Genomic DNA, 13,369 nt, shown 5'->3' on the forward strand with positions numbered 1-13,369 from the left:
ACGGCGTTTTAGGCCACAGCCGAGAGTACTCGGCGCGTCGTTGTTATTGGCGGCTCTCGCGGGGATTTCCTCGTGCGGAGGAGACGGGACAACGGACCCGCCACCCCCGCCGCCACCACCACCACCGGTGGCACCGGTAGCGGTCGGCTCGATCCCGGCGCAGGTCCTCACAGCGGGACAGGCCGTCACGGTGGATGTGACCCCCTTCTTCAGTGATCCCGATGGGGGCGCGCTGACCTACACTGCCGCATCGTCGAACGACGGCGTGGTGTCTGTCTCGCTGTCGGGGAGCAACCTGACGGTGACGGCGGTGTCGGCGGGGACGGCGACGGTGACGGTGACGGCGACGGACCCGGACGGTCTGACGGCGACGCAGAGCGCGGAGCTGACGGTGGAGGCGGCCAACCGGGCGCCGGAGGCGGTGGGGGCGATACCGGCGCAGACGATGACGGCCGGCGACGAAGTGACCGTGGATGTGTCCTCGTTCTTCAGCGACCCGGACGGGGACGAACTGACGTACACGGCGGAGTCGAGCGACGCGGCCGTGGTTGCCGCCAGCATTGAGGGCAGCAGACTGACGGTCACGGCGGTGGCGGAAGGATCCGCGACGGTGACGGTGACGGCGGCCGATCCCGACGGCCTGACCGCGACCCAGAGCGCGGAAGTGACGGTCGAGGCCAGCGCCGGATTCCGCGACGACTTCGACTCAGACGCCAGCCTGGACGATTGGGACCTCTACAGCGTCGCCCTTGAGGTGGTCGACGGGGTTCTACACTTGACCAGCACCACGGAATCGGGGCGCATTGGAACTGCAGATCGCGTGCTCGAAGCCCCGGTCACGGAGTGGACGCTCGGCACGAGAATGGCCCGGAGCGCGGCCGGCCAACGCGCGTACCTGTATTGGGTGACTGGCCACGACCGATTCACCCGCTTCAGGTTCAGCATCGGGACCTTTGACGATGGCGACAACTGGAAGCTGGCTTTCCGTGAGGAGCCATCCGGGGACTACTTCACGACCGGCCGGTTTCACGGCAACTCGGATGCCATCGCCGAAGAGGCGGGGGAATTCATGGACATTACTTTCTCGAGCCAGAACGGAGAATTCGTCCTCGCCGCGGGAGAAACGGAGTTGGTCAGACTGGCAACCTCCGGCACCATCGATGGCGTTCCGTTGAGCGACTTCTTCGGCCGCGTGGAGGAAGTCTGGCTCGCGGCGGCTGGCGGCGAGACGGTGCTCTACGACTGGGTGGATTTGGCCGGTACCGAGGTCGGCGGACGGATGGCGGATAGGCCGGAGGCGCCGGGAATCGGCTCTCTGCGTCGTACGAAAGACCTGGATCCGGCGCGGCTGGATATCCCGACCGAAGTCATCTCACTCAAGAAGGGCCGCTAACCGGGAATGGAGCGCTCCCGTCCGCGCCACGGCGGGAGCGTGTCCCCTCTGCGACCCGTGCGGTTCTCCTCGCGGAGACGAGCACGAGGCCTGATGGCGGCTGCGGTTGTGTGGGCCGCGGCGTGCGGAGACGCGGACCCGGACGTCACGGGTCCGACTCCCGTGCCGAACGGGGCGCCGCAGGCGGTGGGGACGATCCCCGAGCAGACGCCGTCCGTCGGGGAAACGGCAACGGTGGACCTGTCGTCGTACTTCAGCGACCCGGACGGGGACGCCCTCTCCTACACGGCGGCTTCTTCGAACGCCGGAGTCGCCGGAGTTTCGGTGTCAGGCAGTTCCGTGGTGGTCACCGCGCTCGCGAGAGGCGTCGTGACCGTCACCGTGACGGCCCGCGATCCGCAGGGGCTGGCCGCGCAGCAGCGTTTCCAGGTGACGGTGCCGAACCGGGCGCCCGAGGCGGTGGACGCGATCCCGGCCCAGACCGTGTTCGCGGGCTGGACGGCATCCGTGGACGCGTCCCTCTACTTCCGCGACCCGGACGGGGACCCGCTCACCTACACGGCGACTTCGTCTAATCCCGGGGTGGCGACGACCACGGTCGCCGCGGCGACGATAACGCTGCGGGCCGTGACCTCGGGCGTTGCGACCGTCACGGTGAGCGCAAGCGATCCGGAGGGGGGCGCGGCTCGGCAGACGGTTCAGGTGATCGTGCCGAACCGGGAGCCCGAGGCGGTGGGGACGATCCCCGAGCGGACGCTGTCGGTCGGGGAGACGGCGATGGTGGACGTATCGTCCTACTTCAGCGACCCGGACGGCGACACCCTCTCCTACACGGCCGCGTCATCGAACGCCGGGGTCGCCGAGGCCTCGGTGTCGGGCAGTTCCGTCGTGATCGCCGCGCTCGCGAGAGGCGTCGTGACCGTCACGGTGACGGCCCGCGATCCGCAGGGTCTGCTCGCGCAGCAGCGTTTCCAGCTGACGGTGCCGAACCGGGCGCCCGAGGCGGTGGATGCGATCCCGGTCCAGACCGTGTTCGCGGGCCGGACGGCATCCGTGGACGCGTCCATCTACTTCCGTGACCCGGACGGCGACCCGCTCACCTACACGGCGACCTCGTCCAATCCCGATGTGACGACGACCACGGTCGCCGCGGCGACCATAACGATCCGGGCCGTGACCTCGGGCGTTGCGACCATCACGGTGAACGCAAGCGATCCGGAGGGCGGTGCCGCGCAGCAGTCGGTTCAGGTGGCGGTGCCGAACCGGGCGCCGGAAGCGGTGCGCGAGATCCCCGCTCGGACCGTGTCCGCCGGGGAGAGGGCGGCGGTGGACATGTCTCCGTACTTCAGCGACCCGGACGGGGACAAACTCTCGTACACGGCGGCTTCATCGAACGCCGGGGTCGCCGTCGGCTCGGTGTCGGGCGATTCCGTTGTGGTCACCTCGCTCGCGACGGGCGTGGCGATCGTCACGGTGACGGCGCGCGATCGACAGGGTCTGGCCGCGCAGCAGCGCTTCCAGGTGACCGTCGCGAACCAGGCGCCCGAGGCGGTGGGCGAGATTCCCGCGCAGGCTGTGTCCGCGGGCGAGACGGCGACGGTGGACGTGTCTCCGTATTTCCGCGAACCGGACGGGGACGCCCTTTCCTACACCGCGTCCTCATCGAACGCCGGCGTCGCCGGGGCCGACGTGTCCGGCAGTTCCGTCGTGGTCAGCGCGCTCGCGGGGGGCATGGCGACCGTCACGGTGACGGCGCGCGATCCGGGAGGCCTGAGCGCCTCGTCCTCGTTTTCCGTTACGGTCGAGACCGCCGAGGGCAGATTCCAGATCGAACTGATCTTCGCAACGTCCATGACCCGGACCCAGAGGGCGGCCTTCGTGCGGGCGGCCGAGCGTTGGATGACGATACTGGCGCCGACGGAACTCCCCGACGCGCGGGTCAACCGAACCCTGGATTGCGGTGACGATCCGAGATTCGAGCGATATGTGGAGACGATCGACGAACTCATGATCGTGGCGGCGGTTGCCGAGATCGATGGTCCGGGTGGGACCCTGGCACAAGCCAACTGGTGCTGGGCGCGGAGTGGGACCCTGTTGCCCTTCTATGGGCGGATGGAGTTCGACGCGGCCGACCTCGATCGGCTCGAGCAGCGCGGCAGCCTGGAGGAGACCATCCTTCACGAGATGGGGCATGTGCTCGGAATCGGCACCATCTGGGATCGTCTGGGACTGCTCCGCAACCCCGCCTCGGACACGGAGTTGCCGGACACTCACTTCACGGGCCGGCTGGCGATCGAAGCCTTCAATGAAGCGGGTGGCACGGGCTACCGGGGCGCCAAGGTGCCGGTGGAGAACATGGGCGGCCCGGGATCGCGTAACGGCCATTGGAGAGAAATCGTCCTGGCAACGGAACTCATGACGCCGTACACGGACCCTGGGGTGCCTGAACCGTTGAGCGCGATCACCATCCAGTCGCTCGCGGACCTCGGCTATGAGGTTGATTCGACGGTGGCCGAGCCCTACCGGCTTCCCGGCGCCGACGCCGCGCGGGCGATCGATCCGGACCGGCTGATTCCGTACGGGGACGACATCTGGAGAGGTCCCGTCGTCATCGTGGACCGGGACGGACGGATCGTACGCGTGATTCCGGGTTCTAGCGGCGGCGATCGCCGCCGGTTCTAGCGGTTGTAGTTGGGCGTCGGCCCACGGAGCCGCGCCCAGACCGCCTCACAGCCCGCGAGCACCTCTGCGCTGAGCGGCGGAGCCTCGAACGCGGCGAGGTTCTCCTCGAGGTGCTCGATCCGGGAGGCGCCGAGGATGATGCAGTCCGCCCCGTCCTGCGCGCGCAGCCAGCCCAGCGCCAGTTGTACCGGAGTGAGGCCCGCGTCGCCCGCGATCCCCTCGACCTCGGTCACGGCGTGGAAGTATTCGTCGTGCCAGAAGCGGTCCAGGTACATTCGGTTGCCGTCGAAACGGGTGCCGGGTAGCGGTGCCTCGGGGCTCTGCTTGCCGGTGAGAAGTCCTCCCGCGAGCGGATTGTAGACGACGTTCGAGATCCCGTAGCGCTTCGTGAAGGCGAGGTATTCCTGCTCGATCCCGCGCGCCGCGAGGTTGTACATCGGCTGCGCGATCCACGGCTTCGTCCAGTCCTCCCGCTCGCAGATCGCGAACATCTCGCACATCTGCCACGCGCTGTAGTTCGAGGTCGCGGGATAGCGGATCAGTCCCTCGACCCGCAGTTCCTCGAGCGCGGCGAGACTTTCCTCCATGGGCACGTCATAGTCGGGAAGATGCAGATAATAAATGTCGAGATAGTCGGTTCCGAGCCGCCGAAGCGAGGCCTCGATCCCGCGCCGGATCGCGTCGCGCGACAGTCCCGTGTATTCGACCGGGTTGCCCATCGGGTTCCGGACCTTGCTTGCGAGCACGATGTCGCGGCGCCGATCTCCGAGGACTTCTCCGAGGACCTCCTCGGAGCGGCCGCCGTTGTACACGTTCGCGGTGTCGAAGAAGTCCACGCCGCGCTCGAGGCACAGGTCGACCATCGCGCGAGCGCCGTCGACGTCCGTCTGGGAGCCGAACGTCATCGTCCCCATGCATGCGCGGGACACTTCCAGGTCTGTGTTGGCGATTCTCCGTCTCTCCACGCGGCGTTCGTCTCCTCTGAGGGTGGGTGGGCGTGCGGGCGCCCCACTATACGAGGCGCGTACCGGTGCGAGCGAGCGCTTCCGTCTCCCGCCGCCGTCCCCTTGAAACCTGCCCCCCGCCGTGCGAATCTCCGCGGGACGACGGGGGCGACGCGGGGGGCGGGCTCCCGGAAGGGCTGCATGACCCGAACGCGGGACGGAACTCATGGCCACACGCCCGGCCCAGACCCGGACGCTGCAGGAACTCGCCTCGGACGCGGCCGCGCGGTACACGGCGGCGAATCCCCTCAGCCAGGCCAGCTTCGAGCGCTCGACGGAATTCCTTCCGGGGGCGGACACCCGCACGGTCAACCACTTCGCGCCTTTTCCCGCCACGATCGTGCGGGGGGAGGGGGCCCGGCTGTACGACCTCGACGGGCACGCGTACGTCGACTTCCTGAACGACTATACGGCGGGCCTCTACGGGCACTCGAATCCCGCCATCCAGGCCGCCATCGCGGAGGCGGCGAAGAACGGCCTCACGCTCGGCGGACCGACCCCGAACCAGCAGGAGTTCGCGGAACTCATCTGCGGGCGCTTCCCGTCCGTCGACCGCGTGCGGTTCACGAACTCGGGGACGGAATCGAACCTCATGGCCGTCAGCCTCGCACGCGCGGTCACGGGCCGGGACAAGGTTCTCGTGTTCGACGGCGGGTACCACGGCGGTCCGCTGAGCTTCATGGGGCCGGATCGGCGGCTCAACCTTCCGTTCCAGTGGATCGTGGGGGAGTACAACGACGCGGAGTCGGCGCGGTCGCTGATCCATGCGCACGCCGACGAACTCGCGTGCGTCCTCGTCGAGCCCATGCTGGGCGGCGGTGGCTGCATCCCGGGGACCCGCGTGTTCCTGAGCGCGCTCCGGGACGCGACGGAACGCAGCGGTGCGCTGCTGATCTTCGATGAGGTGCAGACCTCGCGGCTGGCTCCGGGTGGACTTCAGGAGGCGCTCGGCATCCACGCCGACCTCACTACGTTCGGCAAGTACTTTGGCGGCGGGGCCTCTTTCGGAGCGTTCGGGGGGCGCGCGGATCTCATGGACCGGTTCGACCCGCGCCGCCCGGATCACTTCAGCCACCACGGGACGCACAACAACAACGCGGTCGCCATGGCCGCGGGACTCGTCGGGCTGCGCGACGTTTTCACACCCGCGGTCGTCCGCCGGCTGGCCCAGCGCGGAGACGCCCTGCGCGCCGCCCTCAACGGGGTCGCGGCACGGCTGGACGCTCCGGCCCAGGTGACGGGCCGCGGTTCGATCATGACCGTCCACTTCCAGCGCGCCCCGGTCCGCTGCCGCGCCGATACGGCCGCCACGCCGCAGGCCGCCCACGACCTCTTCCACCTCGAGATGCTGCTCGCCGGGTTCTGGGTCGCGCGCCGGGGCTTCATCACGGTTTCCCTCGCCCACGACGACGAGGACTGCGACGCGTTCGTCTCGGAGTTCGAAGCGTTCCTCGAACGGCACGCCGCCGCGATCGACGACGCCATCGCGTGACCCGGGCGCGCCATAGGTCGTCCTTGCCGTAAGCCGTATTCGCCCCTGGTCGTCCCGCCACGGCTCCAGGCAGCGAAAGGGACGCGGCGGAACTTGCTGGCGACACCCGGCGTAGTGGAGCCGAAGGACCGCCACGTCGTCATCGCGACGAAACAGGTTTCCCGATTCCGGAGCGCGGATGGTCATGGATCAGGTGATTTCCCGCAAAGCAGTTCGTCTGCGATGTGCGGCGCGGGGCGTGGCCCTCGCGTCGCTGCTGCTGATGACCGTTGCCCGCCCCGCCGCGGGCCAGGAACAGATGGACTGCGACGGCCGGGCGTCGCTTCACATCCTCGTCACGGACGAGTCCGGCCTGCTGCAGCTACCAGGCGCAACGGTCGTGCTCCAATGGAGCGACGTGGTGCTCCGGCCGATACGCCAGCCGACCGGAGCCGACGGGAGCTTCTCTCTCTGCATCCCGGAAAACGCGCAGGCCGCCACGGTGTGGGCGGAGTTCGGCGACGATTCGAGTGAAGAGGCGGTCGTCACCTTCGAACCCGGCACGATGCAACAGGTCCACCTCCGCGTCCTGTTCGGGGAGGCGCAGCCGGGGCGGATCGTGGGCCGCGTGCTCGACAGGGCGACGGACCGGCCCGTGGCCACGGCCGCCCTCTCCCTCGCCGGACGTGCGCAGGAGGTCCAGAGTGACCGCCAGGGCCGGTTCGCCATCGCCGGCGTGCCCGCCGGAGATCACCAGATCGAGGTACGGCGGATCGGATACGCGCCCCTCCAATACCCGGTGACGGTGACCCGCGGGCTCACCACGGAACTCGATATCGGGCTCGCGCCCGCGCCCACGGAGATGGAGCCGCTCGTGGTGACGGCCGTCAGGCCGCGACGGCTCGAGATAGAGGGGTTCTACGAGCGCAAGTACTTCGGCGAACTGCTCAGCGGCGGCACGTTCTTCACGCTGGAGGACATCGACCGCCGGCGCCCCCTCCGGATCACCCACATGCTCGCCGACGCGCCCGGGATCCGACTCCGGTGCCCCGGCTCGGGCCGGCGTGGCTGCTGGGTCGAGAGTTCGAGGGCCGCGGCGGGCTTCACCTCCGGAGGCTGCGAACTCAGGGCTTATCTGGACGGTTCTCCGATCTCGGTCCGGGATCTCGACTCGCTCGTGCTGCCGGTGGAGATCGCCGGCATCGAGGTGTACCAGGGTGCGGCCGAGCTGCCGCCCGAGTTCGGGGGCTACGACGCGCGCTGCGGCGCCGTCGTGATCTGGACCAAATAGCAGCCCGTGGCGGTGCGGGGTTTTGCGACGAACCGCCAGCATCGACTCACCTCACGGGGACGTGCTTCTCGAGCATGCGGCGGCGCACGACGCCGCCGTAGACGTTCCCCTCCGAGTCCACGCCCACGGCCTCGGCGCCGCTGTGCTCCTGAGTCATCGACTCGATGTCCTCGATGAAGTACGAGATGGAGCCGTCGCGCGCGCTCCCGATGCGGATCCCCTTCTTCCAGCCGGGGTTGTCGGGGCCCCAGCTCTCGGAGTCGGCGACGTAGATCGTGTCGTCCTCGTCGATGAAGATCCCGCTCGGGCGGCTGAACTGCCGCCACTCCTCGAGGAACGTCCCGTCCTCCTGGAAGATCTGGATCCGGTTGTTCGCCCGATCCCCGATGAAGATCCGTCCCTGAGAGTCCCGGGCGATGGCGTGCGGCGTCCGGAACTGGCCGGGGCCCGAGCCGGGCCCGCCCCATGCGTCGATGAACTCGCCCTCGGGGTTGAAGCGGACGACGCGGTCGTTGCCCTCGCCGTGACCCTCGATGACGAGGAGGTCGCCGCCGGGGAGGACGAGGACATCCGTCGGCTGGTTGAAGACATCCGGGCCCTTGCCCGCCTCGCCGGCCTGTCCGAGCGTCAGCAGGAGTTCCCCATCCGCGCTGAACTTGAACACCTGGTGGCCGAGTTCCCCGTTCCCCCGCGCGTCCGTCGCCCAGACGTTCCCCTCATGGTCCACGTGGAAGCCGTGGGGGTAGTTCAACAGGCCCGCGCCCCACGAGGCGAGCGCCCGGCCCGACATGTCGTACTTCACGATCGGGTCCTCGGGACGGTCCGCGCAGCTGTTCTCGAAGCAGCGGTGCATGACGTAGATGTTGCCGTCGGGACCCTGCTCCACCCCCGTGACCTGGCCCCACTGCGTCGCGCCCGGGGGCAGTTCGGCCCACGGTTCGATGCGCTCGTAGAGGTTGGGCAGGTCGTTCACGGGCTCGACCCCGGCGTCCGCCTCCGGGCCGGGACCGCAAGCGCCAACGACCGCGACCAGCGCCGTGAGGGCGACGGCCGCACCGATCCCGACCTCCGCGAACGTCCCCTTGAATCGCGTCATCCGCCATCTCCTTCTTTTTCTTCTTCTTTGGGCCCGGGTCCGCCGCGCGAGCCCGGCCGCCCGCCGGTTCGGATCACGCCCTCCTGCGCGACGGAAGCCACCAGCTGACCGTCCCGGGTGAAGAACGTCCCGCGGGTGAACGCCCGCGCGCCGCTCGCGATCGGACTCACGGTCTCGTACAGCAGCCATTCATCGATCCGAAACGGGCGGTGGAACCAGATCGCGTGGTCGAGCGAGGCCCCCATCAGGTCACGATCGTAGAAGGTACGGCCGTGCGGCAGCAGCGCCGCCCGCAGCAGCCCGTAGTCCGAAACGTAGGCGAGCACGGCCTGATGTTCGAGCGGATCGTCCCCGAGGCTGCCGACGGTCCGAATCCAGGCGCGCCTCACCGGTTCGGCCGCTTCCGGCTCGAAGGGGTCCAACGGCGCCACCGGACGTCGGTCGATGGGCCGGTCCTGCGTGAGGAGGGCTCGTCGCCCCTCCGGAATCCGGTCGGCGTGGCGCCGGATGCTGTCGAGTTGCGACTCCAGGGCCTCCGGCGGCGGCACGTCCGGCATCGTCGCCTGGTGGGATATCCCTTCCTCGCTCTTGTGAAACGAGGCGGACATGTTGAAGATCGCGCGCCCGTGCTGGATCGCCGTCACCCGCCGCGTCAGGAAACTGCGTCCGTCCCGCAGCCGGTCGACGAAGTAGACCACGGGGATGTCGAGATCGCCGGCGAGGATGAAGTAGCCGTGCAGCGAGTGCGCCTCGCGGTCCGGCGCGTCGATCGTCCGCCGGGCCGCGACGAGCGCCTGCGCGAGCACCTGCCCCCCGAACAGCCGCCCGGACCCGATGTCGCGGTTCTGCCCCCGGTAGATGTTCTCCTCGATCGGCTCGAGGTCGAACAGCGCCACGAGGTCCTCGATTGTGTAGGGCATCAGCCCGTACTCTCGCGGGACCGGGGCGCTCCGGCCCGCCCGCGGCTCATCCGGAACCCTTCCGGGGCCACGCGCCGCAGGGTCGCCTGCTCGAACGCGTAGGCGAGTTCGATGAGTCGCGGCTCGCTGCACGCCGTCCCCGTGAACCCGACCCCGAACGGCGCGGGCCGGGCGTCGAAGCCCTCGGGGAAGGGCGGCGTGGGCGCGTTGGCCACGAAACCGAACGGCACCACGATGTGCGGATACCGCGCCCGGGCGGCGAGGCCCGCCCCGCGGCTCCCCGGCGTGAAGATCGCGTCCAGTTCGTATTCGGCGAGCACCGCGTCGATCCCTCGCGCCTGGCTGAGGAGCGAGTCCTTCGCCATGTCCGCCGCGTTCCGGGCCCGGTCCGCCTCCACGTCCATCTCGTCGGAGATGTCGTAGCGCGACTGCTCGTATTTCATCGACCCCGCATCGCGGTGTGCGAGGTTCCATTCGCGCAGTTCGGTGAGCGTCGTCACCGGCGCCGACGGCCCGAGAGAGGCGAGCCATGCGTCGAAGTCCCGCTTCATCCCGTACTTGAAGTTCACGGAGCACCCCTCGTCCGCGCCCTTCGCCTGGTGTCCGCCGATGCACAGCGACCATGTGTTGAAGTTCCCGTCGGGATCCGGGTCGACGAAGCTCGGGATCTCGGCCGGATCCACGACGACGGCGCCCTCCGCCTCGAGCACCGCGACCGCCTCCGCCATGAGCGCGGCCGCCTCCTCGCCGAGTCCGCCGATCGACCGCCCCCCGACGTCCACCGGCTCGTGGTAGAAGGCCCGCGGGATCCCGATCCGCGCCCCCTCCAGCCCGTCGGCGTTCAGGAACGGCGTGTAGTCGCGCCCCGGTGGCGCCTCGCACCGCCCGGTGGCCGCATCGTTGGGGTCCGGTTCAGCCCCCTCCATGGCCCCGAGCATGATCGCCGCGTCCGTCACCGTTCGGGCCATCGGCCCCGCCATGTCGTGGTCGAGGGTGACGGGGGCCACGCCCCAGCGGCTGACCCGCGCCATCGTCGGCCGGATCCCCACCAGCATGTTCGCGTTCGAGGGGCTGATGATCGACCCGCCGGTGTCCGTGCCCACGTTCGCCGCCCAGAAGCTCGTGGCCGTCCCGATCCCCGAACTCGAGCCGCCCGTGCTGAGCGCCGGCCGGCCGTCATCCCGGTCCTCCCGCGGGTCCCGCCGCGGGTCGTACGGGTTGAGCCCGTAGCCGGTGAGCGCGTTGTAGTTGCCGGGCATCTGGTTCGGCGGCCCGGCCATGAAGTTCGCGAACTCCGTGAGCCCCGCCTTGGCGATGATGATCGCGCCCGCCTCGCGCAGGTTCGCCGTGAGCGTGGCCTCGTACGGCGGGTAATAGCCCTCGAAGGCCAGCGAGCCCCCCGTCGTCGGGATGTGCGTCGTGTGGATGTTGTCCTTGAGGGCAACCGGAATCCCGTGCAGCGGCCCGCGCACGTTCCCCGCCGCGCGCTCCGCGTCGAGCGCCTCGGCCTCCTCGAGCGCGTTCGGGTTGATCGACACGGCCGCGTTCAGTTGCCATTCGTAGCGGGCGATCCGCGCCAGATGCTCCATGACGAGCTGCCGCGAGGTGAGCCGCCCGCTCTCCATCGCCGCCCGCATCTCCGGAATCGTCGCCTCGACCACATCGAACGGGGCTGCGTCCGCGGAGGGGGACTGGCAGCCCGCCAGGGCGGCCGCCAGCGCGACGACGGTCAACCAGACGCGTGGGGCCGGCTTCATGGGGTCCTCCGATGTCAGGGGATGTCCGGGACTCTGACGCGAACCTCGAATCGAGCCGTATAGTAGGGATCGTCCGCCGTCCGCCGCAGCCTCGACCCTGGGAGACCGCCGTGTTCAGCCACGTTTTCCCCCGCGCCCCGCTCTCGTCGCGACCCCTCGCCTCCGGCGCGGTAGTTCTTTGCATGTGCATGACGGCCCTGGCCCCGGTGCGGGCGAGCGCCCAGGACCTCGACGCCCCTCGTCCGATCGACGCGTTCGACACGGTGTGGATCGAGGAGATGACGTGGATGGAGGTGCGGGACGCGCTCGCCGAAGGGATGACGACCGCGATCGTCGGCACGGGCGGCGTGGAACAGAACGGGCCCTACCTGGCGAGCGGCAAGCACAACTTCGTGCTCCAGGCCACAGCCGAGGCGATCGCGCGCGAACTCGGCGACGCGCTCGTCGCCCCCATCATCAAGCTTGTCCCGGAGGGGAGTATCGACCCCCCGAGCGGACACATGCGCTACCACGCGACGATCAGCGTCCGGCAGGAGACGTTCGAGGCCATGCTCACGGATGTGCTGGGTAGTCTCGCCGCGCACGGGTTCGAGAACCTCGTCCTCATCGGAGACAGCGGAGGGAACGTCGGCGGGATGGAGAACGTGGCCGCCGCCCTCAACCGCGCCTGGGCCGACCGCCCGGCCCGCGTCCACTTCATCCCCGAATATTATACCGAAGACATTTACAGCTGCGACTTTCTGAAGGAAGAACTGGGGATCGTCCAGCAGCCCGACGACTGCGTCGCCACCCGCAACGAGTACCACGACGACTACCACTACTCATCGATCATGGCGACGGTGGATCCGAACACGATCCGCGCGGATCAGCGGATGGACGCCGGACTCTTCTCGATCAACGGCGTCGACCTTTCACCGGTCGAGCGGACGATCGAAAACGGGCGCAGGCTCGTGGACTACCGCGCCGAGATCACCGCCCGGGCCATCCGCCTCGCCATCGCCAGCAACGACTGACCCACTGCGCGGTTCAGCGACCGCCCCGGAGGGAGAGTCCGACCTCAATCCGCGCCAACAGTTGCGTCAGCTCGACGCGGAACTCGTGCGTTTCTCCCCGGACGCCGTTCATCGCACCCCGCAAACCAGGCAACTCACCTCGCAGGCCTCGGATCTCTCCTCGCAGATCTCCTCTCAGGCCGTGAATCTCCCCGCGCAGGCCCTGGATTTCCCCTCGTACCACGTCTCGCAGGCCGTAGGTATCACCGAACAACTCCTGGCGCAGGCTCTTCACGTCGTTGCGTCGCCAGTGGGAGACCATAAGCTCAAGCCCGGCCAGTGCCGCGCCCACGCCGAGAATCGCGATCATTTCGACGCTCACCAGTTCACCGCTCGCCGTCTGAAGCGCTCACCCCGCCGTACCGCGCCCAGCCACCGCACCGTTGAACACCTTGGCCTCGATCCGGGCCACCCGGTCCGTGATCTCGACGCGGAACCCGTGCATTTCGCCCCGGAGGTCGCGCGTCTCACTTCGCAGTTCGCTCACCTCGCTTCGCACGCCATGGATCTCGCCTCGCATTTCCTCTCGCAGTCCGCGCATCTCTCCGCGCGGGTCGTTGATCTGCCCTCCCAAATCTCCGCGCAGGCTCTTCATGTCGTCGCGGTGCCTGTGCGACGTGCTGAGGGTGAGCCCGGCCAGCGCCGCGCCCACGGCGAGAATCCCGATGAGTTCCGCTCCCATCCCCGTTCTACCTCCCCCGGA

Annotated in this window: 11 protein-coding genes; 5 read left to right on the top strand and 6 right to left on the bottom strand. The window is 69.0% G+C overall.

Features of this window, described 5'->3' with window-relative positions:
- The first annotated feature begins 127 nt into the window (after positions 1-127).
- Together ACOOHF_RS10360 and ACOOHF_RS10365 are read left to right on the top strand one after the other, a co-directional pair.
- On the top strand, positions 128-1,393 hold the full coding sequence (locus tag ACOOHF_RS10360) for an Ig-like domain-containing protein (RefSeq protein ID WP_420461613.1): 1,266 nt from the start codon (positions 128-130) through the stop codon (positions 1,391-1,393).
- Positions 1,394-1,486: 93 nt separating this feature from the next.
- Entirely contained in the window at positions 1,487-4,075 is a 2,589-nt protein-coding gene (locus ACOOHF_RS10365; protein WP_420461614.1) for an Ig-like domain-containing protein, read from the top strand.
- Here ACOOHF_RS10365 and ACOOHF_RS10370 read toward each other — a convergent pair.
- Positions 4,072-5,040, bottom strand: a complete 969-nt coding sequence (locus ACOOHF_RS10370; protein ID WP_420461615.1) for an aldo/keto reductase — start codon at positions 5,038-5,040, stop codon at positions 4,072-4,074. The two genes, ACOOHF_RS10365 and ACOOHF_RS10370, sit on opposite strands and share 4 nt — an antisense overlap.
- 205 nt (positions 5,041-5,245) lie before the next feature.
- Here ACOOHF_RS10370 and ACOOHF_RS10375 point away from each other — a divergent pair, with 205 nt between their 5' ends.
- Both ACOOHF_RS10375 and ACOOHF_RS10380 read left to right on the top strand, forming a co-directional pair.
- Complete coding sequence (locus ACOOHF_RS10375) at positions 5,246-6,571, top strand: aspartate aminotransferase family protein (RefSeq protein ID WP_420461616.1); 1,326 nt, start codon at positions 5,246-5,248, stop codon at positions 6,569-6,571.
- 238 nt (positions 6,572-6,809) lie between these two features.
- Positions 6,810-7,841, top strand: a complete 1,032-nt coding sequence (locus tag ACOOHF_RS10380) for a carboxypeptidase regulatory-like domain-containing protein (RefSeq protein WP_420461617.1) — start codon at positions 6,810-6,812, stop codon at positions 7,839-7,841.
- 46 nt (positions 7,842-7,887) lie between these two features.
- On the opposite strand, the gene ACOOHF_RS10385 is transcribed toward ACOOHF_RS10380, so the two are convergent.
- Genes ACOOHF_RS10385 through ACOOHF_RS10395 form a run of 3 tightly spaced genes read right to left on the bottom strand, consistent with a single transcriptional unit; the run spans position 7,888 to position 11,614 of the window.
- Complete coding sequence (locus tag ACOOHF_RS10385) at positions 7,888-8,937, bottom strand: peptidyl-alpha-hydroxyglycine alpha-amidating lyase family protein (protein ID WP_420461618.1); 1,050 nt, start codon at positions 8,935-8,937, stop codon at positions 7,888-7,890.
- Entirely contained in the window at positions 8,934-9,857 is a 924-nt protein-coding gene (tesB, locus tag ACOOHF_RS10390; protein WP_420461619.1) for an acyl-CoA thioesterase II, read from the bottom strand. Before tesB ends, ACOOHF_RS10385 begins: the two co-directional genes overlap by 4 nt.
- Entirely contained in the window at positions 9,857-11,614 is a 1,758-nt protein-coding gene (locus ACOOHF_RS10395) for an amidase family protein (RefSeq protein ID WP_420461620.1), read from the bottom strand. Before ACOOHF_RS10395 ends, tesB begins: the two co-directional genes overlap by 1 nt.
- 110 nt (positions 11,615-11,724) lie before the next feature.
- Here ACOOHF_RS10395 and ACOOHF_RS10400 point away from each other — a divergent pair, with 110 nt between their 5' ends.
- A complete protein-coding gene (locus tag ACOOHF_RS10400; RefSeq protein ID WP_420461621.1) occupies positions 11,725-12,627 on the top strand; it encodes a creatininase family protein in 903 nt (300 codons plus the stop codon).
- A gap of 13 nt (positions 12,628-12,640) precedes the next feature.
- On the opposite strand, the gene ACOOHF_RS10405 is transcribed toward ACOOHF_RS10400, so the two are convergent.
- Positions 12,641-12,988: a hypothetical protein gene (locus ACOOHF_RS10405; RefSeq protein ID WP_420461622.1), complete on the bottom strand. Its 348-nt coding sequence runs from the start codon at positions 12,986-12,988 to the stop codon at positions 12,641-12,643.
- Between the two features lie 27 nt (positions 12,989-13,015).
- Positions 13,016-13,348, bottom strand: coding sequence for a hypothetical protein (locus ACOOHF_RS10410; protein ID WP_420461623.1), 333 nt, complete (start codon positions 13,346-13,348; stop codon positions 13,016-13,018).
- Between the last annotated feature and the right edge of the window lie 21 nt (positions 13,349-13,369).

This window comes from Candidatus Palauibacter sp., assembly GCF_965216145.1.
In the GTDB taxonomy this organism is placed as follows: domain Bacteria; phylum Gemmatimonadota; class Gemmatimonadetes; order Palauibacterales; family Palauibacteraceae; genus Palauibacter.